This window comes from Buttiauxella sp., from assembly GCF_049686335.1.
In the GTDB taxonomy this organism is placed as follows: Bacteria; Pseudomonadota; Gammaproteobacteria; order Enterobacterales; family Enterobacteriaceae; genus Buttiauxella.
The window spans coordinates 731,057-755,945 of sequence record NZ_JBAVHX010000004.1 but is presented as its reverse complement, the minus strand read 5'-3'; the positions used below and the strand labels follow the sequence as shown (position 1 = coordinate 755,945).

The 24,889-nt window shown below is 50.9% G+C and carries 19 protein-coding genes; 9 read left to right on the top strand and 10 right to left on the bottom strand.

The features are described from left to right. Positions 1-18 precede the first annotated feature (18 nt). Complete coding sequence (locus WBL83_RS04005) at positions 19-666, top strand: MBL fold metallo-hydrolase (protein ID WP_424587908.1); 648 nt, start codon at positions 19-21, stop codon at positions 664-666. Positions 667-734: 68 nt separating this feature from the next. On the opposite strand, the gene WBL83_RS04000 is transcribed toward WBL83_RS04005, so the two are convergent. The 4 genes from WBL83_RS04000 to pncB all read right to left on the bottom strand — a co-directional run bounded on the left by WBL83_RS04000 (position 735) and on the right by pncB (position 6,649). After that, a complete protein-coding gene (locus WBL83_RS04000; RefSeq protein WP_424587907.1) occupies positions 735-1,925 on the bottom strand; it encodes an amino acid aminotransferase in 1,191 nt (396 codons plus the stop codon). Positions 1,926-2,113: 188 nt separating this feature from the next. Then, positions 2,114-3,268: a porin gene (locus tag WBL83_RS03995; protein ID WP_424588036.1), complete on the bottom strand. Its 1,155-nt coding sequence runs from the start codon at positions 3,266-3,268 to the stop codon at positions 2,114-2,116. Between the two features lie 601 nt (positions 3,269-3,869). Further along, complete coding sequence (asnS, locus tag WBL83_RS03990; RefSeq protein ID WP_424587906.1) at positions 3,870-5,270, bottom strand: asparagine--tRNA ligase; 1,401 nt, start codon at positions 5,268-5,270, stop codon at positions 3,870-3,872. Between the two features lie 176 nt (positions 5,271-5,446). Further along, complete coding sequence (gene pncB, locus WBL83_RS03985; protein WP_424587905.1) at positions 5,447-6,649, bottom strand: nicotinate phosphoribosyltransferase; 1,203 nt, start codon at positions 6,647-6,649, stop codon at positions 5,447-5,449. A 267-nt stretch (positions 6,650-6,916) separates the two neighbouring features. Here pncB and pepN point away from each other — a divergent pair, with 267 nt between their 5' ends. Beyond that, positions 6,917-9,529, top strand: coding sequence for an aminopeptidase N (gene pepN, locus WBL83_RS03980; protein ID WP_424587904.1), 2,613 nt, complete (start codon positions 6,917-6,919; stop codon positions 9,527-9,529). Positions 9,530-9,734: 205 nt separating this feature from the next. On the opposite strand, the gene ssuB is transcribed toward pepN, so the two are convergent. The 5 genes from ssuB to ssuE all read right to left on the bottom strand — a co-directional run bounded on the left by ssuB (position 9,735) and on the right by ssuE (position 14,117). Continuing rightward, entirely contained in the window at positions 9,735-10,508 is a 774-nt protein-coding gene (gene ssuB, locus WBL83_RS03975) for an aliphatic sulfonates ABC transporter ATP-binding protein (RefSeq protein ID WP_424587903.1), read from the bottom strand. After that, positions 10,505-11,296: an aliphatic sulfonate ABC transporter permease SsuC gene (gene ssuC / locus WBL83_RS03970; protein ID WP_424587902.1), complete on the bottom strand. Its 792-nt coding sequence runs from the start codon at positions 11,294-11,296 to the stop codon at positions 10,505-10,507. Before ssuC ends, ssuB begins: the two co-directional genes overlap by 4 nt. A gap of 10 nt (positions 11,297-11,306) precedes the next feature. Then, positions 11,307-12,452: an FMNH2-dependent alkanesulfonate monooxygenase gene (ssuD, locus tag WBL83_RS03965; RefSeq protein WP_424587901.1), complete on the bottom strand. Its 1,146-nt coding sequence runs from the start codon at positions 12,450-12,452 to the stop codon at positions 11,307-11,309. A 146-nt stretch (positions 12,453-12,598) separates the two neighbouring features. Then, entirely contained in the window at positions 12,599-13,549 is a 951-nt protein-coding gene (locus WBL83_RS03960; protein WP_424587900.1) for a sulfonate ABC transporter substrate-binding protein, read from the bottom strand. Beyond that, the gene (gene ssuE, locus WBL83_RS03955) at positions 13,542-14,117 is read right to left on the bottom strand and encodes an NADPH-dependent FMN reductase (RefSeq protein ID WP_424587899.1); all 576 of its coding nucleotides are present in this window, start codon (positions 14,115-14,117) and stop codon (positions 13,542-13,544) included. Before ssuE ends, WBL83_RS03960 begins: the two co-directional genes overlap by 8 nt. Positions 14,118-14,366: 249 nt before the next feature. Here ssuE and pyrD point away from each other — a divergent pair, with 249 nt between their 5' ends. Further along, complete coding sequence (gene pyrD, locus WBL83_RS03950) at positions 14,367-15,377, top strand: quinone-dependent dihydroorotate dehydrogenase (protein WP_424587898.1); 1,011 nt, start codon at positions 14,367-14,369, stop codon at positions 15,375-15,377. 170 nt (positions 15,378-15,547) lie between these two features. After that, positions 15,548-16,090 (top strand): cell division protein ZapC, encoded by a 543-nt coding sequence (zapC, locus tag WBL83_RS03945; RefSeq protein WP_424587897.1) that lies wholly within the window; start codon positions 15,548-15,550, stop codon positions 16,088-16,090. Here the strand turns inward: zapC and WBL83_RS03940 are convergent. Beyond that, positions 16,087-17,199 (bottom strand): YcbX family protein, encoded by a 1,113-nt coding sequence (locus WBL83_RS03940; protein WP_424587896.1) that lies wholly within the window; start codon positions 17,197-17,199, stop codon positions 16,087-16,089. The two genes, zapC and WBL83_RS03940, sit on opposite strands and share 4 nt — an antisense overlap. A 114-nt stretch (positions 17,200-17,313) precedes the next feature. Between WBL83_RS03940 and rlmKL the strand changes: the two genes are divergently transcribed. The 5 genes from rlmKL to pqiC are packed head-to-tail and all read left to right on the top strand — an operon-like array spanning position 17,314 to position 24,822. Continuing rightward, positions 17,314-19,431 carry a bifunctional 23S rRNA (guanine(2069)-N(7))-methyltransferase RlmK/23S rRNA (guanine(2445)-N(2))-methyltransferase RlmL gene (rlmKL, locus tag WBL83_RS03935; RefSeq protein WP_424587895.1) on the top strand — a complete coding sequence of 706 codons (2,118 nt, stop codon included), beginning with the start codon at positions 17,314-17,316 and terminating at the stop codon, positions 19,429-19,431. Between the two features lie 5 nt (positions 19,432-19,436). Next, entirely contained in the window at positions 19,437-21,344 is a 1,908-nt protein-coding gene (locus WBL83_RS03930; protein WP_424587894.1) for an ABC transporter ATP-binding protein, read from the top strand. A 16-nt stretch (positions 21,345-21,360) separates the two neighbouring features. Next, complete coding sequence (pqiA, locus tag WBL83_RS03925; RefSeq protein ID WP_424587893.1) at positions 21,361-22,629, top strand: membrane integrity-associated transporter subunit PqiA; 1,269 nt, start codon at positions 21,361-21,363, stop codon at positions 22,627-22,629. After that, complete coding sequence (gene pqiB / locus WBL83_RS03920) at positions 22,619-24,256, top strand: intermembrane transport protein PqiB (protein ID WP_424587892.1); 1,638 nt, start codon at positions 22,619-22,621, stop codon at positions 24,254-24,256. The genes pqiA and pqiB overlap by 11 nt, the downstream gene beginning before the upstream one ends. Continuing rightward, complete coding sequence (gene pqiC / locus WBL83_RS03915) at positions 24,256-24,822, top strand: membrane integrity-associated transporter subunit PqiC (RefSeq protein WP_424587891.1); 567 nt, start codon at positions 24,256-24,258, stop codon at positions 24,820-24,822. Before pqiB ends, pqiC begins: the two co-directional genes overlap by 1 nt. The last annotated feature ends 67 nt before the right edge of the window (positions 24,823-24,889 follow it).

Sequence of the window (24,889 nt, the reverse complement as noted above, 5' to 3'; positions counted from 1 at the left end):
TGCCGGTATTGGAGCCTCATGAACTATCACATTATTCCGGTCACCGCATTTGCCCAAAACTGTTCATTGATTTGGTGTGAAGAAACGCTGCAAGCAGCAGTGGTTGATCCTGGCGGCGAAGCTGAAAAAATCATCCAGCACGTCACGGCGAAAGGCGTGATGGTCACACAGATCCTGCTGACGCATGGTCATCTTGATCATGTTGGAGCCGCCGCTGAACTGGCAGAACATTACGGTGTTCCCGTTATTGGGCCGGAAAAAGAAGACGAATTCTGGCTTCAAGGTTTACCGGCGCAAAGCCAGATGTTTGGGCTTGAAGAGTGTTTGCCACTGACGCCAGATCGTTGGCTAATTGAAGGCGATAATGTGTCGGTAGGCAATGTGCCGTTAAAAGTGCTGCATTGTCCTGGCCATACACCGGGCCATGTCGTGTTCTTTGATGCGCAATCACAGTTACTGATTTCCGGTGATGTGATTTTCAAAGGCGGAGTGGGGCGGAGTGATTTCCCACGTGGTGACCACGCAGCACTGATTGATTCGATTAAGCGTAAACTGTTGCCACTTGGCGATGATGTCACGTTTATTCCAGGCCATGGCTCGTTGTCGACTTTGGGCTACGAGCGCCTGCATAATCCGTTCCTGCAAGACGAATTACCGGTCTGGTAAATCTGGGAAGGGCAGTTTGCAAAATAGAAGAGCCGCATTGCGCGGCTCTTTTTTTATCGGTCTGGCTTTTACAGCACAGCGACAATGGCTTCACACAGTGGAGCCATATTATCTGGCGTCATCCCCGCAACGTTTACACGTCCGGAAGCAACTGCATACACACCGAACTCTTCACGTAAACGCAGCACCTGCTCTTTGGTCAGGCCGCTGAACGAGAACATGCCGTTCTGGTTGATGATAAAGCTAAAGTCGCGGTTAGCGCCTTTCTCTTGCAGGGTATTCACGAACAGCTGACGCATACGGTGAATACGCTGACGCATGTCAGACAGCTCTTGTTCCCAGATAGTACGCAGCGCGTCGTTGCTCAAAATCGTGGCAACAACGGATGCGCCGTGCGCTGGTGGGTTAGAATAGTTGGCACGAATAACAGATTTCATCTGGCTGAACGCGCGATCGACGGTATCTGCATCAGCAGCAACCAGCGTACAGGCACCCACGCGCTCATTATAGAGACCGAAGTTCTTAGAGTAAGAGCTGGCAACAATCAGTTCCTGGTGGCTTGCAGCAAAGATACGCAGACCTTCAGCATCTTCTTCCAGACCACGAGCAAAGCCCTGATAGGCGAAATCGAACAGCGGCAACCAGCCTTTAGCCAGTGACATTTCTGCCAGGGTGTTCCACTGCTCAGCTGTTGGATCGATACCGGTTGGGTTATGGCAGCAACCGTGGAACAACACCACGTCACCCGCTTGCGCTGCTTGCAGGCTGTTAATCAGACCATCGAAATTCAGAGAGTGGTTCTGCGCGTCATAATAATCATACTCGCACACTTCCAGGCCTGCGGAGTTAAACACGCTTTTATGGTTTGGCCAGCTTGGATTACTCACCCACACACGTTTGGTGGTGGTGTTTTTAGCGAGGAAATCAGCAGCAACACGCAGCGCACCTGTACCACCCGGGGTTTGTGCAGTTCGAGCACGTTTGTTTGCGCTCAGAGCATTATTTTTCCCGAACAGTAATTCCTGGGTGCAGCTACCAAATTCTGGAATACCGTCAATGCCGAGGTAGTTCTTGGTGTTCTCATTTTCCAGCAGATACAGCTCTGCTTTTTTAACGCAGGTCAAAACCGGAGTTTTACCCGTTTCATCCTTATATACACCAATGCCGAGGTTAATTTTAGTCGGACGGTCATCGGCGCGAAACAGATCGGCCAGGCCAAGAATTGGATCAGCTGGAGCAGAGGTAATGTTCTCAAACATGACGAGTTTCCATTGTGATATCGAGGGAGTAACGCTCTCAGGTTAACTGCTGTTTTAGTAAATGCCAACCGTTTGCAACAAAAAGAAACCGCTCTTGTCACAAGTTATTTTTTTCTACTTTGCAGGTATAAAAAAACAGGGCCGAAGCCCTGTTTTTTGAACCATCTGGCAACGAAGTTGCTGGATAATTAGAACTGGTAAACGATACCAACTGCAGCCTGGTCGTCTGTTGCCAGTTTAGCAGATTCGCTGTAGTTGTTGTCGTCCAGCAGGTTGAACTTATACGCAGCGTATACGTTCATGTTTTTGTTGAAGTAGTACCAGGTACCCACTTCTACGTATTTAACCAGGTCAGCATCACCGCCGTTGAAGGTACCGCGAGATTTCAGGTCCTTACCTTTAGACTGCACGTAAGCGATGGATGGACGCAGACCGAAGTCGAACTGGTACTGTGCTACAGCTTCGAAGTTCTGAGTTTTGTTAGCGAAGTTGTTATCAGCTTCACGAGTCATGTTCAGAGTTTCTGCATACATAACTGCAGCGTAGATGTTGTTCGCATCGTACTTAGCAGCAGTAGACCATGCTTCAGCGCGGTCGCCACCAGCACTTGCCCAAGCGGTAGAAGTACCTGCAGAAACCTGCTCGTTGGTACGGTCAGCAGTTTCATAACCAGCAGCAACGCTGAAGCCTTCGCCGATGTCATAAGTCGCAGCGGTGCTTACGCCGTCGCCGTTAGCTTTAGCGCCGTTACCAGCACGACCCAGAGAGATGGTACCGTTGTCATCAACGCTTGGAGCAACTACGTTGCTACGCTCGTTTTTGCCCTGGTACTGCACAGCAAATGCCAGGCCATCAACCAGACCGAAGAAGTTGTTGTTACGGTAAGTCAGAACGCCAGTAGTACGGCCGTTCATGAAGTTGTCGGTAGCAGCCCAGGAATCGCCGCCCCACTCAACCAGCATATCGGTATAAGCAGCTACGTCGTAGATTGCACCGTAGTTACGGCCGTAATCCAGGGAGCCTGCATCACCAAATTTCAGACCAGCAAATGCCAGACGGGTGTTAGTACCCTGAGTGCCTTCTGCGTTAGAGGCATTCATGTTGTATTCCCACTGGCCGTAACCGGTCAGTTGGTCATTGATCTGAGTTTCGCCTTTGAAACCGATACGAGCGTAAGTGGTGTCATCGCTTGCAGTTGCACCGTTAGTGGTCCAAATGTGCTCGCCAACAGCTTTACCGTAGAAATCCAGTTTGTTGCCGTTTTTGTTATAGATTTCTGCAGCGTTAGCTGCACCGGCTACCAGCAGAGCAGGGATTACCACTGCCAGAATATTGCGCTTCATCATTATTTATTACCCTCATTGGTTTTTTTTGTGAACACCTGCCACTGCCGTCAATAATTCTGTACGGAACTATTGATGAGAGTTTGGTGTCTTTCTGTATCTGTCAGGCATCTTTCCATCCATGAAACCGTTTCGCTAGCCAGAAAGTGCTACAAACATCGAGAGTGAGTTACAAAAAGAAACTATGTGTAACTAAATATGTATTTTATGGAACTTTGTGAACTATCTCAAACTTCCTTGCCGCTTCGCCTAAAAAATCACCTCTCCTATCCTATATATATGAATTACTTATGTTTAATTCGCATAATGAAATCCCAGGTGAATATTATGCTTACATTTGTACATTCTTTGAGTAGTTTTTGGATGTCCAGACATCTGAGCGAGTTTTAACCATTTATGCTAAGTCAATGTTAAAACCGGGAGCGCGAGCGGAAAGTGGGGTTAATTTATGTTTATCTGTTTCACAGACACACTTCGTAACCGGGGAGTTGTGGAATGGGGTTGAAATTGACGTTTGTTTAACTTTCGTTGAAGAAAAAACACGTTCATGGTGCAGATGTAAAAAAGGCCAGCAATGCTGGCCTTCGTAAAAAACGCGGTTTTAGAAGTTCGCGTTACGTGGTGTACGTGGGAATGGGATCACGTCACGCACGTTCTGTACGCCGGTGACATAAGCAATCAGACGCTCAAAACCAAGACCGAAGCCGGAATGCGGAACGGTGCCGTAACGACGCAGATCGCGATACCACCAGTAGTCTTCTTTATTCAGACCCATCTCAGCCATGCGCGCATCCAGTACATCCAGACGCTCTTCACGCTGAGAACCACCGATGATTTCACCGATACCCGGTGCTAACACATCCATTGCGGCAACGGTTTTACCGTCTTCGTTAAGGCGCATATAGAAGGCCTTAATGTCTTTAGGATAGTTTTTCACCACCACCGGCGCTTTGAAGTGTTGCTCGGCAAGATAACGTTCATGCTCGGAAGAGAGGTCAACGCCCCAGTAAACTGGGTTCTCGAATTTCTGACCACAATTCTCGAGAATTGTAACAGCGTCGGTGTAGTCAACCTGAGCAAAGTCAGCATCGATGAAGCGCTGTAAACGTTCCACTGCATCTTTGTCAACGCGTTCAGCGAAGAACTCCATGTCATCCATACGCTCATCAAGCACAGCTTTGAAGACATACTTCAGCATGGCTTCAGCCAGACCTGCAACATCGTCAAGATTGGCGAAAGCGACTTCAGGCTCCAGCATCCAGAACTCAGCCAGGTGACGGCTGGTGTTGGAGTTTTCAGCACGGAAGGTTGGGCCAAAGGTATAAACCTTGGACAAAGCACACGCATATGTTTCGCCATTCAGCTGGCCGGATACGGTCAGGAACGCCTCTTTACCAAAGAAGTCTTTATCGAAATCAATTTTGCCCGCATCAGTACGCGGAAGGTTTTCGAGATCAAGCGTAGAAACGCGGAACATCTCGCCTGCACCTTCGGTATCTGACGCAGTAATCAGTGGCGTGGACACCCAGAAGTAACCATTTTCATGGAAGAAACGGTGCAGCGCTTGAGCCAGGGTATGACGCACACGAGCCACCGCGCCAATCATATTGGTGCGTGGGCGCAGGTGAGCCACTTCACGCAGATACTCGATGCTGTGGCGTTTAGCTGCCATCGGGTAAGTGTCAGGATCATCAACCCAGCCGGTCACTTCGACTTCGGTTGCCTGGATTTCAAAGCTCTGGCCCTGACCAAGAGATTCAACCACTTTACCGGTGACAACAACGGAGCAGCCGGTTGTCAGGCGCAGTACATCTTCATTGTAATTAGGCAGAGAATTATTAATGACGGCCTGTACAGGAGAGAAGCAGGAACCGTCATAGACGGCGAGGAATGAGATACCAGCTTTTGAATCTCTTCGAGTACGCACCCACCCGCGAACGGTGACTTCTTGGTCAACGGCTACACGGCCCTGGAGTACGTCGGCTACAGGCACAACGCTCATATTTTTCTCTCTATTAATTGGTCAGTGACAAAAGAAATAATTACCCACAATCGGGGGTTATCTATGTTACCTGTCGCGTGCGATGTGACAAGCAGAAAAATCAAAGCAGATGAAGAAATACAATAAAGAAGGGAACCCATAAACAAGATGAATACCGTTCATGGGTTTTATCAGGATTAACTCGCTTTCTTAACCAGTGGCAAATCGAAGGCTTTGCGCAGTGCACGAACAAAAGCTTTATCGTGGCAAATGGTTTTGCCTGGGCTGTCAGAAAGTTTGGCTACCGGCTTGCCATTACATTCCACCAGCTTAATCACGATGTTAAGCGGTTTTACCAGTGGAAGATCACACGTCAAACGGGTGCCAATACCAAAACTCAAATTGACCCGATCGCAGAAATGCCGATAGAGCTCAATGGCTTTTGGCAAATCGAGATTGTCAGAAAACACCAGTACTTTGGTTTTTGGATCGATTCCGAGCTTTTGGTAATGAGCGATTGCTTTCTCACCCCATTCAACGGGATCCCCGGAGTCGTGGCGCAATCCTTGATAACGGCTGGCAAAAGCGAGGTCAAAGTCACGCAAGAAGGCATCCATAGTGATGCAATCAGTCAGCGCGATGCCTAATTTATCCGGATACTCATCAAGCCACGCCTGGAGTGCCGCACGCTGGCTGTTAGCAAGCGTCGGGCTGATTTGTTGATGCGCCTGGAACCACTCGTGAGCTTGCGTGCCCATTGGCGTTAAATCCATGCGGTGTGCCAGGTCGTAGTTGCTGGTGCCAACAAACCACGGTTCTTGTTGCAGACGGCTGACGATTGCCTCCTGGACCTCACGCGAGAAACGGCGACGGGTACCAAAATCCATCAAGCGGAATGCCGAAAGATCAATATCTGCTGTCAGCTCTTTGAACTGAAGCAGTTTGCTTTCCAGATTATCCAGCGCCATTTGCGCCGTCACGCCAGGGGAGCGGTGTTGATGCACCACTTCACTGATCACCGCCAGCAGGGGCACTTCCCACATAATCACTTCCAGCCACGAACCGGTTAGACGAATATCTAAATGCCCGTTGTTATTGCGGATGTGCACTTGAGTGGGGTCGTAGCGGAAGGTACGCAGCCACGAGAGATAATCTGCTTTAAAGAACGGCAGAGTTTCCAGGAAAGCGAACTCCTCGTCTTTGAGCGCAAGGTGCTGCATTAAATCCACCTGTTCACGGATGGCATCTGCATAGACGCCCAGCAGATCGTCACCGCGGCAACGGAACTCGGCCGCGACGCTCACGTCGTGATAACGGTGGAATACCGCCTGCTGCATATGAAGCTTATAGGCGTCAGTATCCAGTAGCGTTTGCAAAATCGGGGAAGCGTGTCGTGTCATGGCGCGTTGCAGCATCCTCTCACAGGAGCGTTTCCATCAAGGGCTAAGCAGATAAAAGACGCAGGAGTATACCCTGATTATCAGTTTATTAAACCTGGATCACAACACACGAACCGATCCGGGTCGATGGCAATTCGTGCCGCTTGTTATAAAAATGTAGCAATTCGCGTGAGAAGCCCAGAAAAGATAATGATTCTGCGTGGCAACATTAGGGCAACAGGAATAGACTGAACCTCGAAAACTTACGGATGATATATAAGGTTTTTTATGACACAACAGCCACAAGCCAAATATCGCCACGATTACCGTGCGCCGGATTACACGATTACCGATATCGATTTGACCTTTGACCTTGATGCCGCAAAAACCCTGGTCACAGCCATTAGCCAGATTACCCGCCACGGGGCAGCAGGCGCACCACTGCGTCTTGATGGCGAAGACCTGACGCTGGTGTCTGTTGCTGTAAATGGCACTGCCTGGGAAGATTACCGCCAGGAAGAGGGTGCATTGATTATCGAATCACTGCCAGAAGCCTTCACGCTGACCATCGTTAATGAGATAAGCCCTGCAACCAATACCGCGCTGGAAGGGCTTTACCTTTCAGGCGACGCGCTTTGCACCCAATGTGAAGCTGAAGGTTTCCGCCACATTACCTGGTATCTCGACCGACCAGACGTTCTGGCGCGCTTCACCACTAAAATCATTGCCGATAAAAAACAGTATCCATTCCTGCTCTCTAACGGCAACCGTATCGCCGAAGGCGAGCTGGAAAATGGCCGTCATTGGGTGCAATGGCAAGATCCGTTCCCAAAACCGTGTTACCTGTTTGCGCTGGTGGCAGGCGATTTCGACGTGCTGCGCGATAGTTACAAAACGCGTTCTGGCCGTGAAGTCGCCCTCGAGTTATTTGTCGACCGTGGCAACCTCGACCGTGCAAGCTGGGCGATGACCTCGCTTAAAGCTTCGATGAAATGGGATGAGTCCCGCTTCGGTCTCGAGTATGACCTCGACATCTATATGATTGTCGCCGTCGACTTCTTCAACATGGGCGCCATGGAGAACAAAGGCCTGAACGTCTTTAACTCTAAATACGTGCTGGCACGTGCTGAAACGGCGACTGATAAAGACTATCTCGATATTGAACGCGTCATCGGTCACGAATACTTCCATAACTGGACCGGCAACCGTGTCACTTGCCGTGACTGGTTCCAGTTGAGCCTGAAAGAAGGGCTGACGGTTTTCCGCGACCAGGAATTTAGCTCAGATCTCGGGTCACGCGCGGTCAACCGCATTCAAAACGTGCGCACCATGCGAGCCCTGCAATTTGCAGAAGACGCAAGCCCGATGGCGCACCCGATTCGTCCGGATAAAGTCATTGAAATGAACAACTTCTACACGCTGACCGTGTATGAAAAGGGTTCAGAAGTTATCCGTATGCTGCACACTTTACTGGGCGAAGAAAACTTCCAGAAAGGTATGCAACTGTACTTTGAACGTCATGACGGCAGTGCAGCGACTTGTGATGATTTTGTCCAGGCGATGGAAGATGCGTCAAACGTTGACCTGTCCCATTTCCGTCGTTGGTACAGCCAGGCGGGCACGCCGGTTGTCACCGTGCGTGATGACTACGACCCGGAAAAAGAGCTGTATACGCTGACGATCAGTCAGACAACGCCGCCAACGGCTGAACAGCATGAAAAACATCCGTTACATATCCCGTTCGACATCGAACTGTATGATAACGAAGGCAAAGTCATTCCATTGCAGAAGAATGGTCACCCCATTCACCATGTGTTGAATGTGACTCAGGAAGAACAGACGTTTGTCTTTGATAACGTTTACTTCCAACCAGTGCCATCTTTGCTGCGTGAATTCTCAGCACCGGTAAAACTGGAATATAAATGGAGCGACCAGCAACTGACGTTCCTGATGCGCCATGCTCGCAACGATTTCTCCCGTTGGGATGCGGCGCAAAGTCTGCTGGCAACTTACATTAAGCTCAATGTAAACCGCAGCCAGCAGGGCCAGCCACTGTCTCTGCCGTTGCATGTGGCCGATGCGTTCCGCGCCATATTGCTGGACGAGAAAATCGACCCGGCACTAGCCGCAGAAATTCTGACGCTGCCTTCGCAAATCGAAATCTCGGAACTGTTCCAGATTATCGACCCGCAGGCGATTGCCGCTGTGCATGAAGCCTTGACCCGCACCCTGGCAAATGAACTGGCAGATGAGTTCCTCGCCGTTTACAACGCCAACAAGCTCGATGCTTATCGTGTGGAGCATGCTGATATTGGTAAACGTGCGTTGCGCAATACCTGTCTGCGTTATCTGGCGTTTGGTGAGCAACAGTTAGCCGAGCAACTGGTGCGTCATCAGTATCAAGCTGCCGATAATATGACCGATTCCATCGCGGCGCTGTCTGCAAGTGTTGCTGCGCAATTGCCATGCCGAGTCGAGCTGCTGGCGGCGTTCGATGAGAAGTGGCATCAGGACGGCCTGGTGATGGACAAGTGGTTTGTGTTGCAGGCGACAAGCCCTGCGGCAGGCACATTGAACACCGTGCGTGAATTACTGCACCACCGTTCATTCAGCATGGGTAACCCAAACCGCGTACGTTCACTGGTTGGAGCATTCGCGGCGGCTAACCCATCAGCTTTCCATGCCGTCGACGGCAGCGGTTATCAGTTTATGGTGGAAATGCTCAGCGAGCTGAACCACCGTAACCCGCAGGTGGCGTCACGTCTGATTGAGCCGTTAATTCGACTGAAGCGTTATGATGCGAAACGTCAGGAAATGATGCGTGCGGCACTGGAGCAACTGAAAGGGCTGGAAAATCTGTCCGGTGATTTGTTCGAGAAGATCAGCAAGGCGTTAGCTTAAAAACCACCCTCACCCTAACCCTCTCCCTGAGGGAGAGGGGATTATCCGGTGCTCTCCCTTTCCCTGAGGGAGAGGGGATTGTCCGGTGCTCTCCCTTTCCCTGAGGGCGAGAGGATTACGGACTTCCTCCCTCTCCTGGGGGAGAGGGAACTGCTCGGTTTTCTCCCTCTCCTGGGGGAGAGGGCCGGGGTGAGGGCGAACAAACTTAACCGGTGCGCACCACGCGTTCCGGTTCTTCAACCACCTGCCGTTTCATCACACGTTCTAAAACCTGCGCTTCCAGTTCAGCCAGCCGGACAGAGCCGAGCTTACGTGGGCGAGGCAGATCAATCGTCAGGTCGAGGCCTATCTTCCCTTCTTCAATCAACAAAACACGATCCGCCATGGCTACGGCTTCGCTGACGTCGTGCGTCACCAGCAACACCGTAAAGCCATGTTCCTGCCACAGAGAAACAATTAACTCCTGCATTTCGATGCGCGTCAGGGCATCCAGCGCACCTAATGGCTCATCAAGTAACAACAGACGTGGGCGATGAATCAGCGCCCGAGCCAGCGCCACACGCTGTTTCTGACCACCGGACAGGGCGGCCGGCCATTCATTAGCACGATTGGCAAGCCCAACCGCTTCCAGCGCCTTCGTTGCTGCCTCTTTCCAGTTTCCTTTCAGTCCCAGCCCCACATTATTAATCACGGATTTCCACGGCAGCAGGCGCGCATCCTGAAACATTAAGCGGGTTTCATCCTGGCTTTCACGAAGCGGCGCGTTACCGGCATTCAACGTGCCGCCATTGGGATTTTCAAGCCCTGCAAGCAGACGCAACAACGTACTCTTACCACCGCCGCTACGCCCGACCACGGCAACAAACTGCCCGGCGGGAATGCGTAATTCCAGCTCATCAAGAATCGTTTTATCGCCGTAACGTTTGGTCACGTTGTTAAGGAGTAGGGGAGTCCCCTGGTTTAAACGAGCGGTATTCATGCGTTCTCCTCCTGTAACTGGTAAGCCGGGTGCCAGCGAAGCCAGACACGTTCGAGTAATTGCGCGCTAATATCAGCGAGCTTGCCGAGCAAGGCATAAAGAATAATGGCGACCACGACAACATCGGTTTGCAGGAACTCACGGGCATTCATCGCCAGATAGCCAATCCCTGAGTTAGCAGAAATGGTTTCTGCCACGATTAACGTCAGCCACATCAGTCCGAGGGCGAAACGGATCCCGACCATAATCGAAGGAAGTGCGCCTGGCACAATTACCTGAGCGAACAGGCTGAAACCGGACAATCCGTAGCTGCGTGCCATCTCCAGCAAGCCCTGGTCGATGTTGCGGATACCGTGCCAGGTATTGATGTAAATCGGGAACAAGGTCCCCAACGCGACGAGGAAAATTTTCGCTGACTCATCAATACCGAACCACAGAATCACCAACGGGATCAGCGCCAGATGCGGAACGTTACGTAACATTTGAATGGAGCTATCCAGCAAACGCTCCCCCCAACGGGAGAGCCCGCTAATCAGCCCCAGTATTAATCCCAAAGAACCGCCGATACTGAAACCAATCACCGCACGCCAGGAACTGATAGCCAGGTGCTGCCACAATTCGCCGCTGGCTGAGAGGTTCCAGAATGCGACAACCACCCCTTCTGGCGAAGGGAGGATGCGATTTGAGAGCCAGCCTGCACTCGACGAGAGTTGCCAGATTGCGATAATGGCAACCGGCAGCGCCCACGGGGCAAGTCTCAACAACAGTTTGTGCGTTGAAGGTGTCATGGGCGGCTCCTTAGCTTTGCGCGACTTTGCGCGGAATAAAGTCATTCGCCACCACTTCGCCTTTCTCATGGATCTGGCGCGGTTGTGGAATTTGCGGAATGGCGACATCAAGGTGTGGGAACAGCAACTCACCGACGCGATAAGCCTCTTCCAGATGCGGATAACCGGAAAGAATAAAGCTGTCGATACCCAGTGCGGCGTACTCGTTAATGCGTTCGGCCACGGTTGGGCCATCCCCGACCAGCGCAGTACCTGCACCGCCACGTACCAGACCCACCCCTGCCCACAGGTTCGGGCTTATCTCCAGATTGTCACGCTTGCCACCGTGCAACGCAGCCATACGATGCTGGCCGACTGAATCTGTGCGGGCGAAAGCAGCCTGCGCTTTGGCAATGGTTTCATCATCCAACTGTGAAATCAGACGATTGGCCGCATCCCACGCTTCTTGATTAGTTTCACGCACAATCACGTGAAGACGAATACCGAAACGCACAGTGCGCCCTTGCGCGGCAGCTTTAGCGCGAACTTGCTCGATTTTCTCTTTCACCAGATGGGGCGGTTCGCCCCAGGTCAGATAGAGATCAACCTGCTCGGCAGCCAGGTCTTGAGCCACATCAGATGACCCGCCAAAGTAAAGCGGTGGACGTGGTTGCTGCACAGGTGGGAACAACAATTTTGCCCCTTTGACCTGAATATGTTTGCCTTCGTAATCAACCGTTTCACCTTCCAGCAGGCTGCGCCAGATGCGAGTAAATTCGGCGGAAGCTTCATAACGTTCCGTATGATTGAGGAACACGCCGTCTGCGGCTAACTCTTCAGGATCACTCCCGGTAACCAGGTTAAACAAAGCCCTGCCGTTTGACAGTCTGTCGAGGGTTGCCGCCTGACGAGCTGCCACGGTTGGCGAGACAACACTCGGGCGCAGAGCGACCAGGAATTTCAAACGCTGCGTCACCGGGATCATGGATGCGGCAACTAACCACGCATCTTCGCAAGAACGGCCCGTCGGGATCAGCACACCGGTAAAGCCCAGTCTGTCCGCTGCCTGGGCAATTTGTTGCAGATAACCGTGGTCAACCGGACGCGCCGCATCATTGCTGCCTAAGTAATGGCCATCGCCATGGGTAGGTAAGAACCAGAACATATTCAAACTCATGATTTATCTCCTTAATACCCTTCATACTTCAAGTTGTCTCTTTGTTGGCTGCGTTCACTTACCCGAATCACTTACTTATGTAAGCTCATTGGGATGCGTTCTCTTGCCGCCGCGATACCACTCGAATTATTCGGGTATTACTGTGGTTAGGGTTGCCAGATTCGGGTGCGGATATCGACTTTCTTCGGCACTAAATGGTTTTCGTAAAACAGGTCAGCAGTTTGCTGTTGTTTAGCAGCCGTTTCTGCACTGACCGGGGTGATCACTGTCGGTGGACGGTGGTCGAAATAGGTGGCGATAACGTTTTCAGGCAGCCCCATGGTTTTTGCCAGTAACGCGACACTTGCCTCGCGCTGACTGCGGGTTAACGCATCAGCATCGCTAAATGTTTTGAGGACGTGTTGCAGGAATGGGCCATTTTTTTCAGCATAAGGGCGTGAAGCGAGATAGAAAGAGCCGGTTTGATTCAGTTCGCTGCCATCGGTCAGGACACGGACACCGCCGTTCAGCAGGGCGGCTGAGTAGTACGGGTCCCAAATCGCCCAGGCATCCACGTTGCCTTGTTGGAAGGCTGCTCGTGCATCTGCTGGAGTTAAATAGGCCGCCTGAACATCAGTAAATTTCAGCCCGGCTTTTTGCAAGGCGCGCAGCACGAGGTTGTGAGAGCTGGAGCCTTTCTGGAAAGCAATTTTATGCCCTTTCAGATCGGCCACGGTTTTCAGCAGGCTGTTCTCTGGCACCAGGATCACTTCGGCTTTAGGTTTGGCCGGTTCTGAACCGACATAAACCAGGTCCGCTCCCGCTGCCTGCGCGAAGATTGGGGGAATATCACCGGTACTGCCAAGATCAATACTGCCAATATTCAGCGCTTCCAGCATTTGTGGGCCGGCCGGGAATTCAATCCACTGGAATTTGGTCTGCGGGTACTCTTTTTCCAGCAGCTCATGGCTTTTCGCCAGAACCATACTGACTGACCCTTTTTGATAACCGATACGCAGCTGGTCTGGTCCGGTTTCTGCGGCGTGAAGCGTCGCGCTCAGACTCAAAGCACCTGTCAGCATCAGCCAGGGGGCAGTACGTTTTAGCAGATTAAACATGAGCAGCTCCTTGAGTTTTAAACGGGGAAGAGACGATAAAATCCCGGCGATGCAATGCCTGCCAGAAGGTCTCGAGGGCGCTATCTAAGCGCTGTTGTAAATTGTTAGAGAACACCGGTTTGTGCTGGTAGTCAGCAATCTGGCTATCGTCAGCAAACACACCGTGCAGAATCTCCTGAGCTTTCAGCGCATTAAGGACAGGCTTCAAGGCGTAATCGACGGCCAGCATGTGGGCTACAGTTCCGCCGGTCGCTAAAGGGAGGACAACTTTCTTATCCAGCGCACGTTCAGGCAGCAGGTCGAGCAGTGTTTTCAGTGCACCGGAAAAAGAAGCTTTATAAACGGGTGTCGCGATGATCACGCCATCGGCCTGCTGCAGTTGTTCGGTTAAGGCGAGCAGTGCGGGGCTATCAAAACGGGCGTACAGTAAATCTTCAGGGGCGAAGTTCTGTAGATGCCAGTGACACACCTCAATATCCAGTGCGCTTAATCTTTCGCGGGCATACTCCAGCAAAGCACTGGAACGGGAAGGGAAGCGGGGGCTTCCTGCAAGGGTAATCACACGCATGTCGCATCCTTATAACCAAATGTTTGCATTTAGGTAACTTTGATAACAATTGAGTGTGATAGTCGCGCAGAAGTGTTTTTCCACTAAATGATTTATCTGGTAATCAATTTGCAAAAAACGCATAACGCAGAGGAGGATAAGAAAACGTTTGCGCTGATGAGGCCTTTTTTGTTGCAGGTCAATTCCATTCAGGGGCGTTATCGTTAATAATACTGCCCCAGTTTGCATACTGGGAATTCTGGAGTGTTCATGTACTACCCCTTCGTTCGTAAAGCCCTTTTCAAGCTCGATCCCGAGCGCGCTCATGAAGTGACATTTCAGCAATTGCGTCGTGTAACTGGTACACCTCTCGAATGGCTGGTGCGGCAAAATGTACCCTCTAAACCTGTGACCTGCATGGGCCTCACGTTTAAGAATCCTTTAGGTCTTGCTGCCGGCTTAGATAAAAACGGTGAGTGTATTGATGCACTGGGTGCCATGGGCTTCGGCTCGATTGAAATTGGTACCGTCACGCCGCGTCCACAGCCTGGAAACGACAAGCCGCGGATCTTCCGTCTGGTAGAAGCAGAAGGTTTGATCAACCGCATGGGCTTCAATAACCACGGCGTGGATAACCTGGTTGAGAACGTCAAAAAATCCCATTTTGATGGGGTGCTGGGCATCAATATTGGTAAGAATAAAGACACTCCAGTTGAGCAGGGTAAAGACGACTATTTGATCTGCATGGATAAAATTTATCCGTATGCCGGTTATATCGCGATCAATATTTCCTCGCCAAATACCCCTGGATTACGCACGTTGCAATACGGCGAAGCGTTAGACGATCTGTTAGCTGCGATTAAAAATAAACAGCAAGCCCTCCAGGAATTGCATCATAAATATGTGCCAGTGGCGGTGAAGATCGCTCCGGATCTTTCTGAAGAAGAATTGATCCAGGTGGCCGACAGTTTAGTGCGCCATAATATTGACGGAGTCATTGCCACCAATACTACGCTTGATCGTAGCCTCGTTCAGGGCATGAAATATTGCGATGAAATGGGGGGATTAAGTGGCCGTCCAGTGCAGTTGAAGAGTACAGAAATTATTCGTCGTCTTTCACAAGAATTAAATGGTCGCTTACCGATTATTGGTGTTGGCGGAATTGATTCGGTGATTGCTGCTCGCGAGAAGATGGCGGCGGGTGCTTCACTGGTGCAAATATATTCTGGTTTCATATTTAAAGGCCCACCGCTGATAAAAGAAATCGTCTCAGGAATCTAATCCCAACATTTTATCTTTCAGACAACCAGGGCTTTATTTTCAGCCCTGGTTGTTTTATATTCCACCACTGTTGCTAAATTATACATATTGGTCTTTTATTAATATGGTCTTTAACGAAGCGGCGATAAGGATGTTTTAAATCGTGGGAATAAACGAAAGGGCAAATAGTTATGCGGATAAAACCGGACGATAATTGGCGTTGGTATTTTGATGAAGAGCATGATCGTATGATGCTCGATTTAGCCAATGGCATGCTATTCCGTTCTCGTTTCCCTCGTAAAATGCTTACCCCCGATGCCTTTGAAAACACAGGTTTTTGTGTTGATGATGCTGCGCTGTTTTTCTCTTTCGAAGAGAAATGCCGCGAGCTGGTATTAAGTAAAGAACAGCGTGCTGAACTGGTATTAAATGCGCTGGTCGCCATTCGTTATCTCAAGCCGCAAATGCCAAAAAGCTGGCACTTCATTTCTCATGGAGACTGTTGGCAGCCCATTCCAGGTGATGCCGCGTGTGTCTGGTTGAGTGACGATATGCAGCAGGTTAATCTGCTGGTGGTTGAAACCGGTGATAACGCAGCGTTGTGTTTGTTGGCACAACCGGGTTTACAACTTGCCGGTCGTACCATGCAACTTGGCGATGCGATTAAAGTGATGAATGACAGATTAAGGCCGCAACCGGTGGTTAACGACCTCAGTCTCGATCAGGCGGTTTAAACTTCTTCGAGTTTTACATCCCCAGCAGGAACGCAACTGCAACACAGAATAGTGCCATCATTTCCTACGGCGCTTTTTTTCAATGCTTTCACTTCTCCACTGACTAACTTAATTCGGCAGCTGCCACAGATCCCAGCCCGGCAAGAATAGGGCACCCGAACGCCTTGCTGTTCTAGCTGTTCAAGGAGAATTTGTTGGTTATTGCCGCGGAAAACCTGACCCTGCCAGTCAACATCAACAAGGCTTTCTTGTTGCTCGAAAGCTTCAATCGCTTCTGCGGTTTCCCCTGCGCCATAAACTTTCGCTGGTTTGGTGGATAACACTTCCAGTTCATCACCGACACGAATCACACCGCTGTTGCGGGCAATCAGGTTCTGACCAAAATCGACATCACCGTTATCCAGTGCGGTGCGGAATTGTTGCAATGTCGCCAGCGGTTCGCCGCCCGGATGTTTACGTCCACGCTCCGGACTGACGGTGGTGAAAATACACCGGCTGCACGGTTTCGCGACATCAAAAGTCACACCGCCTATGCGTACCACTTGCCAGCTATCTTCCGCCCAGGCTTGCGCGCCAGTGACGACAATATTCGGGCGGAACTGTGTCATTTTCACGCTCGCCGGGCAGCGACTTTGCAAATCACGCAATGAGGCGTCGTTAGCTAACAAGAAAGGAAAACCGTCGGCAAACGACAAAGGCACGTCTTCATGACGTTTCACGCGGCGGGTTAAAGTTTCGCCCAGCCAACGCAATTGCACAGGCCGTGAAAAAAAGCCGCTTAGCCACTGGTTAATATCTTCCGGCGCTATCTGCGCGGTGAAATGATTGCCCCAGACTTCGGTCGGCTCGGCTTGTGGCTGAAAATCGACGAAGCGTACGGTGGCAGAACTGCCGTCTGGTGCACTCATAAACAGGCCATCGTGTGTGATTGCCGGGGTAAAGAGCACCATTTGTGGAAATTGTCGCGCGGTAATAAAAGTGCCGTCAGGTTCTGTCACCATAAAGATGCGATCGAAAGCCAAACCGCTGGTGGTTGCCTGTGCATGAGAGAGGGCCAGCCCGCGCATTGATTTCACCGGGTGGATATAAAGCTGGGATAAGGTGATCATCGCATTCCCTGGACAGAAATAAATAAACAATATAAGAGGCCAACTTTATGACATGCGTGGCAGATTGGCTATAATGCGCCACAATTTTCTTTTTACACCTGATTAAGTGACGATATGAATTCTCTGTTTGCCAGTACGGCGCGTGGGCTTGAAGAGCTATTAAAAACTGAACTGGAGGGCCTTGGTGCGCAAGCATGCCAGGTGGTTCAGGGCGGCGTACATTACCAGGGGGACTCACGTCTGCTCTATCAAAGCTTGATGTGGAGCCGCCTTGCGTCCCGCATTTTGCTGCCATTAAACGAATGCAAAGTTTATAGCGATCTGGATTTGTACCTCGGCGTACAGACCATCGACTGGCCTGCGCTGTTTGGCCCGGATGCGACCTTCGCGGTGCATTTCAGCGGCCTGAACGAAGTTATCCGTAATAGCCAGTACGGCGCGCTAAAAGTGAAGGATGCGATTGTTGACTCCTTCACGCGTAAAAATCTGCCGCGTCCAAATGTTGAACGTGAGCAACCAGACCTGCGTATTAATGTCTGGCTGAATAAAGACACCGCCAGTATCGCGCTGGATTTAAGCGGTGAAGGCCTGCATCAGCGTGGCTACCGTGACAGCACCGGTGCCGCTCCAATTAAAGAAACGCTGGCATCCGCCATTGTGATACGTTCAGGCTGGCAGCCGGGCACACCGCTGCTCGATCCAATGTGTGGTTCCGGTACGCTGCTGATTGAAGCGGCAATGATCGCAACCGATCGTGCACCAGGTTTGCATCGCAAGCACTGGGGTTTCCTTGGCTGGGCTAATCACGATGTGGATCTATGGAAAGAAATCACTACCGAAGCTCAGGTTCGTGCCCGTAAAGGCCTTGGCGAATACACCTCACGTTTCTTCGGCTCGGATAACGATTCACGAGTAATTGAACGCGCTCGCGCCAACACCCGTCGTGCGGGTCTGGGCGATATCATCAGTTACGAAGTCAAAGACGTGGCGAAATTGACCAACCCGCTGCCGGAAGGCCCGGTGGGAACGGTTATCAGCAACCCGCCTTACGGCGAGCGTCTGGACAGTGAGCCTGCACTGATTGCCTTGCACAGCCTGCTTGGCCGCAATATGAAGAACCACTTCGGCGGCTGGAACTTGTCACTGTTCAGTGCTTCCCCAGACTTGCTGAGCTGCCTGCAGTTGCGTGCCGAGCGCCAGTTCAAAGCGAAGAACGGCCCGCTGGATTGCGTGCAGAAAAACTATCAGTTAGCAGAAAACAGCACCGGCGCAACGTCTGGCCAAATTGCTGATGATTATGCCAACCGTCTACGCAAAAATATCAAAAAACTCGACAAATGGGCGCGTCAGGAAGGTATCGAATGCTACCGAATTTACGATGCGGATCTGCCGGAATATAACGTTGCCGTTGACCGCTACGGCGAGTGGGTTGTGGTGCAGGAATACGCACCGCCGAAAACCGTTGATGCGAACAAGGCTCGCCAGCGTCTGTTCGATGTGATTGCCGCAACGCTGTCAGTGCTGGAATTACCGTCCAACCGCCTGATTCTGAAAACCCGTGAACGCCAGAAAGGGAAAAGCCAGTATCAGAAAATGGATGAAAAGGGCGACTTCATGGAAGTCAGCGAATATAACGCGCGCCTGTGGGTCAACCTGACGGATTACCTTGATACCGGTTTGTTCCTCGACCACCGTATTGCACGCCATATGCTGGGCAAAATGAGCAAAGGTAAGGACTTCCTTAACCTGTTTGCTTATACCGGCAGTGCGACCGTTCATGCGGGGTTGGGCGGCGCAAAAACCACCACTACCGTCGATATGTCCCGTACGTATCTGGAGTGGGCGGAACGTAACTTGCGTCTCAACGGCTTGAGTGGCCGCGCACATCGCCTGATTCAGGCTGATTGCCTGGGCTGGCTGCGTGAAACCGATGAACAGTTTGATCTGATTTTTATCGATCCACCGACGTTCTCGAACTCAAAACGTATGGAAGAATCTTTTGATGTCCAGCGTGACCATCTGGTGCTGATGAAAGACCTGAAGCGCCTGCTACGCCAGGGCGGCACCATTATGTTCTCCAACAACAAACGTGGCTTCAAAATGGACTTTGACGGGCTGGCTAACCTGGGCTTGAGCGCTCAGGAAATTACTCAGAAAACCCTGTCGCAAGACTTTGCCCGCAATCGCCAAATTCATAACTGCTGGCTCGTTACTCACGTAGCCAAGGATTAATTGTCATGTCATTAATTAGTATGCACGGTGCCTGGTTGTCCTTTAGTGACGCACCGTTATTAGATAACACCGAACTCCATATCGAAGAAAATGAACGCGTCTGTCTGGTAGGGCGTAACGGCGCGGGTAAATCCACGCTGATGAAGATCCTGAATCGTGAAGTCCCGTTGGATGATGGGCGCATGATTTACGAACAAGATTTGATCGTGGCGCGTCTGCAGCAAGATCCTCCGCGTAATGTTGCGGGAACAGTTTACGATTTCGTTGCCGAAGGCGTTGAAGAGCAGGCTGAACATCTCAAGGCTTATCACGATATTTCTCATAAAGTGATGACCGATCCGAGCGAGAAAAATCTCAACGAGATGGCGCGTATTCAGGAAATTCTGGATAACCAGAATCTCTGGCAACTGGAAAGCCGCATCAATGAAGTACTGCTGCAACTCGGCCTGGATGCAGATACCGAATTGTCTGCACTGTCTGGTGGCTGGCTGCGTAAAGCGGCGCTGGGCCGTGCGCTGGTCAGTTCTCCGCGCGTATTGTTGCTTGATGAGCCTACCAACCACCTGGATATTGAAGCGATTGACTGGCTGGAAGGCTTCCTGAAAGAGTTCCAGGGCAGCATCGTGTTCATCTCCCACGATCGTTCCTTTATTCGCAATATGGCGACCCGTATTGTCGATCTCGATCGCGGCAAACTGGTTTCTTACCCGGGCAATTACGATCAGTATTTGCTGGCGAAAGAAGAAGCCCTGCGAGTGGAAGATCTGCAAAACGCCGAGTTCGATCGCAAACTGGCCCAGGAAGAAGTGTGGATTCGCCAGGGTATTAAAGCGCGTCGTACCCGTAACGAAGGCCGTGTCCGTGCGTTGAAAGCGATGCGTAACGAACGTAGTGCACGTCGCGAAGTGCTGGGCAGCGCCAAAATGCAGGTTGAAGAAGCGGCTCGCTCAGGGAAAATCGTCTTTGAGATGGAAGAGGTTTGCTACGCCATTGCTCAACGTGCGCTGGTGAAAGACTTTTCAGCTCAGGTACAACGCAGTGACAAAATTGCACTGGTTGGGCCAAACGGCTGCGGTAAAACTACGCTGTTGAAACTGATGTTAGGCCAACTGGAAGCGGACAGCGGTCGCGTACATTGCGGTACTAAACTGGAAGTGGCGTACTTTGACCAGCACCGTGCCGAGCTTGATCCAGACCGTACCGTAATGGACAACCTGGCCGAAGGTAAGCAAGAAGTAATGGTGAACGGTAAGCCGCGTCATGTTCTTGGCTATTTGCAGGACTTCTTGTTCCACCCTAAACGTGCAATGACGCCAGTCCGCGCGTTGTCGGGCGGTGAGCGTAACCGTTTGTTATTAGCCCGCTTATTCTTAAAACCAAGTAACCTGTTGATTCTCGATGAACCGACAAACGATCTGGATGTCGAAACGCTCGAACTGCTCGAAGAACTGATTGATGGTTATCAGGGTACCGTTATGCTGGTGAGCCACGATCGTCAATTTGTCGACAATACCGTGACCGAATGCTGGATTTTCGAGGGTGAGGGCAAAATCGGTCGCTACGTCGGTGGTTATCATGATGCGAAAGGCCAGCAGGCTTCTGCTCAATCTTTACGCCAGTCTGTGGCAGATAAGGCTCAAAACAACACCGCTGCTAAAGCCGAAGTTGTTAAACGTGCAAGCAGCAAGCTAAGCTATAACCTACAACGCGAACTAGAGCAGTTACCGCAACGTCTTGAGCAGCTTGAGAATGAGCTAGAAGCCCTACAGGCGAAAGTCGGTGATGCAGAGTTTTTCAACCAACCACATGATGTCACGCAAAAAACCTTGGGCGACCTGTCTGCAGCCGAGAAAGCATTAGAAGATGCTTTTGAACGCTGGGAATATCTTGAAGCTCTGAAAAACGGCGCCTAACGCAAGGAGACACGATATGTGTGCCACGCATCACGATCGTTCACACATATTGTGTTCACAATGTGACTTACTGGTAGCCCTACCAGTATTAGAAGACGGCCATAAGGCCGTCTGTCCCCGTTGCGGCACCACTCTTTTGACGCAGTGGTCGTCGCCACGGCAACGTCCTACAGCTTATGCGGTAGCCGCTCTGTGTATGCTGGTGCTCGCCAATCTTTTCCCCTTCATTAATATGAAAGTTGCCGGTATCAACAGTGAAGTTTCACTGCTTGAAATTCCTGGTGTGCTCTTTAATGAAGATTACGCCAGCCTCGGCACCTTTTTTATCGCCTTTGTGCAAGCTGTACCGGCGTTTTGTCTCATCACTATTTTGCTATTAGTTAACCAGGTCGCCATGCCGTTAACGCTTAAAAAGCGCCTGGCGCGGATCCTGTTTAACTTAAAATCCTGGGGGATGGCTGAGATTTTTCTTGCCGGCATCCTGGTCAGTTTCGTCAAGCTTATGGCGTATGGCGACATTGGTGTCGGCAGTAGCTTTCTTCCATGGTGTTTTTTCTGCATCTTGCAATTACGGGCCTTCCAGTGTGTCGACCGACGCTGGCTTTGGGATGATATCGTTCCTGTACCTGTTATCAATGCGCCACTAAAAGTCGGCGTGGCGGGTATTCATCAAGGGTTGCGGTCGTGTTCATGCTGCACGGCTATCGTGCCCGAAGATCAGGAAACCTGCCCGCGTTGCGAAACGAAAGGCTACATCCGTCGTCGCCATAGTCTGCAATGGACGCTCGCGCTGTTGCTGACTTCAATTATGCTTTATCTACCTGCCAACATCTTACCCATCATGATAACCGAAGTCCTTGGGAGCAAAATTCCCTCGACGATTATTGCCGGGGTTATCTTGCTATGGAGTGAAGGGTCTTATCCTGTGGCAGCGGTTATTTTCATCGCCAGTATTATGGTTCCAACACTAAAAATGCTGGCGATCGCCTGGTTGTGTTGGGATGCCAAAGGTCACGGTCAACGTGATAGTGAAAGAATGCATTTGATCTACGAGGTCGTCGAGTTTGTCGGTCGGTGGTCGATGATCGATGTCTTCGTGATTGCCGTTTTATCGGCACTGGTGCGGATGGGAGGATTGATGAGTATCTACCCGGCAATTGGTGCTGTCATGTTTGCATTAGTAGTTATTTTGACAATGTTTGCGGCGATGACCTTTGACCCTCGCTTGTCCTGGGATCGCGCACCTGATTCAACTTATGAGGAGTCGTCTGAGCATGGAAAATAAAAGCGGGGAAGCAAAAGTAGCAAAGGTTAAAAACTGGTCCCCAGTATGGATTTTCCCGATTGTTACGCTGCTCATCGGCGCGTGGATTTTATTCTACCACTACAGTCATCAGGGGCCTGAAGTTACGCTGATTACCACCAACGCAGAAGGTATTGAAGGTGGGAAAACCACCATCAAAAGCCGCAGCGTGAATGTGGGCGTCGTCGAACGTGCGGTCTTGTCAGATGATTTACTGCACGTGGAAATTACGGCACGTCTGAATTCCGGTATGGAAAAGCTGTTGCATAAAGACTCAGTTTTTTGGGTGGTGAAACCACAGGTTGGACGTGAAGGTATTTCCGGGCTTGGAACCTTGCTCTCCGGTGCTTATATCGAACTGCAACCGGGAACAAAAGGTGCCAAACAAGAGAAGTATGACTTACTGGATTCACCACCGCTGGCACCGCCTGATGCGAAAGGGATCCGTATTACCCTCGACAGTAATAAAGCAGGGCAGCTCTCTCCGGGCGACCCGGTTTTGTTCCGCGGCTATCGCGTCGGTTCGGTTGAAACCAGTAACTTTGATGCATCCAAACGCCTAATCAGTTATCAGCTGTTTATCAGTGCGCCAAATGACCGACTGGTGACCAGCAACGTGCGTTTCTGGAAAGACAGCGGAATTGCCGTTGATATGTCTTCCCAGGGCATGCGCGTTGAGATGGGCTCGCTCACGACGCTATTTAGCGGCGGCGTGAGCTTCGATGTGCCGGAAGGTTGGGAGCTTGGAAAACCGGCTAAACCGGGCAGCGAATATAAGCTCTTTGACGATCAAAAAAGTATTCAGGATTCTCTGTATACCGAACACATCGATTACCTGATGTTCTTCAAAGATTCCGTGCGTGGCTTGCAGCCTGGTGCTCCGGTTGAATTCCGTGGTATTCGCCTCGGGACGGTGGCTCAGGTGCCATTCTTCACCGATGGTATGCGTCAGAAAATTAACGATGACTTCCGTATTCCTGTTCTGATTCGTCTTGAACCTGAACGTTTGCAGAATCTGGTAGGTGATGACGTGCGTATTCAGGACAACATGGAATCGCTGATTAAACGCGGTTTACGCGCCTCGATGAAAACCGGCAGCCTGGTGACCGGCGCGCTGTTTATCGATCTCGATTTCAACCCGAAAGCACCGCCGGTGACTGATTTGCCGACCTTTGATGGTTATCAGATCATTCCAACCATGAGTGGTGGTTTGGCGCAGATCCAACAACGATTGCTGGAGACTCTGGATAAGATTAACAACTTGCCATTGAATCCGATGATTCAAGAGACAACCAACTCGCTGGCTGAAAGCCAACGCACGATGAAGCGCTTGCAGCAGACGCTGGATAATCTGAATAAGATTACGTCGAATAAGTCCATGCAATCGCTGCCTGAGGATATGCAGACCACATTGCGTGAGCTTAATCGCAGCATGCAGGGCTTCCAGCCGGGCTCCGCGGCATACAACAAGATGGTTGCCGATATGCAGCGCCTTGATCAAGTTCTGCGCGAGCTGCAGCCTGTTCTGCGCACGTTGAACGATAAGAGCAATTCGCTGATCTTTGAAGCGAAGGATAAAAAAGATCCCCAGCCGAAGAGGGCACAATAATGAAAAAATGGCTTCCGATAATTGCTGCTTTGGTTTTAACGGCTTGTAGCAGCACTGATGATGGAAAAACGTATTACCAGCTACCACAAAGCTCATCGCCTGCTATGCAGGCTGTGAGCCAGCCTGGCACCCATTTATTGTGGGTAGAGCAGGTGGCGGTGCCTGATTACCTCGCCGGAAACGGCGTGGTTTATCAGACCAGTGATGTGCAATACGTTATTGCCACCAGTAATTTGTGGGCGAGTCCGTTGGATCAGCAATTGCGCAATACCCTGGTAAGCAATTTAAGCAGCGCGCTGCCAGGCTGGGTGGTGGCATCACAGCCGCTTGGCAGTGTTCAGGACACCTTAAGTGTTAACGTGACAGGTTTCCACGGACGTTACGACGGTAAGGTGATTGTGAGTGGTGAATGGCTTCTCAATCATCAGGGACAGCTGATAAAGCGCCCATTCCATGTTGAACTGACGCAACAAGCCGATGGTTATGATGCGATGGTGAAAACGTTAGCTCAGGCGTGGCAACAAGAAGCCCAAAGTATTGCCAGCCAGCTAACACGCTTTAATTAATTAGCTCAATAGCACAAAAAAGCTGCGTCATCCCCTTCAAGCGGAGCGCAGCTTTTCTTTTGACATG

Bases quoted from the DNA above. Each gene is read 5' to 3' on its own strand.
- WBL83_RS04005 (WP_424587908.1), top strand. From the start codon at position 19: ATGAACTATCACATTATTCCGGTCACCGCATTTGCCCAAAACTGTTCA.
- WBL83_RS04000 (WP_424587907.1), bottom strand. From the start codon at position 1,925: ATGTTTGAGAACATTACCTCTGCTCCAGCTGATCCAATTCTTGGCCTG.
- WBL83_RS03995 (WP_424588036.1), bottom strand. From the start codon at position 3,268: ATGAAGCGCAATATTCTGGCAGTGGTAATCCCTGCTCTGCTGGTAGCC.
- asnS (WP_424587906.1), bottom strand. From the start codon at position 5,270: ATGAGCGTTGTGCCTGTAGCCGACGTACTCCAGGGCCGTGTAGCCGTT.
- pncB (WP_424587905.1), bottom strand. From the start codon at position 6,649: ATGACACGACACGCTTCCCCGATTTTGCAAACGCTACTGGATACTGAC.
- pepN (WP_424587904.1), top strand. From the start codon at position 6,917: ATGACACAACAGCCACAAGCCAAATATCGCCACGATTACCGTGCGCCG.
- ssuB (WP_424587903.1), bottom strand. From the start codon at position 10,508: ATGAATACCGCTCGTTTAAACCAGGGGACTCCCCTACTCCTTAACAAC.
- ssuC (WP_424587902.1), bottom strand. From the start codon at position 11,296: ATGACACCTTCAACGCACAAACTGTTGTTGAGACTTGCCCCGTGGGCG.
- ssuD (WP_424587901.1), bottom strand. From the start codon at position 12,452: ATGAGTTTGAATATGTTCTGGTTCTTACCTACCCATGGCGATGGCCAT.
- WBL83_RS03960 (WP_424587900.1), bottom strand. From the start codon at position 13,549: ATGTTTAATCTGCTAAAACGTACTGCCCCCTGGCTGATGCTGACAGGT.
- ssuE (WP_424587899.1), bottom strand. From the start codon at position 14,117: ATGCGTGTGATTACCCTTGCAGGAAGCCCCCGCTTCCCTTCCCGTTCC.
- pyrD (WP_424587898.1), top strand. From the start codon at position 14,367: ATGTACTACCCCTTCGTTCGTAAAGCCCTTTTCAAGCTCGATCCCGAG.
- zapC (WP_424587897.1), top strand. From the start codon at position 15,548: ATGCGGATAAAACCGGACGATAATTGGCGTTGGTATTTTGATGAAGAG.
- WBL83_RS03940 (WP_424587896.1), bottom strand. From the start codon at position 17,199: ATGATCACCTTATCCCAGCTTTATATCCACCCGGTGAAATCAATGCGC.
- rlmKL (WP_424587895.1), top strand. From the start codon at position 17,314: ATGAATTCTCTGTTTGCCAGTACGGCGCGTGGGCTTGAAGAGCTATTA.
- WBL83_RS03930 (WP_424587894.1), top strand. From the start codon at position 19,437: ATGTCATTAATTAGTATGCACGGTGCCTGGTTGTCCTTTAGTGACGCA.
- pqiA (WP_424587893.1), top strand. From the start codon at position 21,361: ATGTGTGCCACGCATCACGATCGTTCACACATATTGTGTTCACAATGT.
- pqiB (WP_424587892.1), top strand. From the start codon at position 22,619: ATGGAAAATAAAAGCGGGGAAGCAAAAGTAGCAAAGGTTAAAAACTGG.
- pqiC (WP_424587891.1), top strand. From the start codon at position 24,256: ATGAAAAAATGGCTTCCGATAATTGCTGCTTTGGTTTTAACGGCTTGT.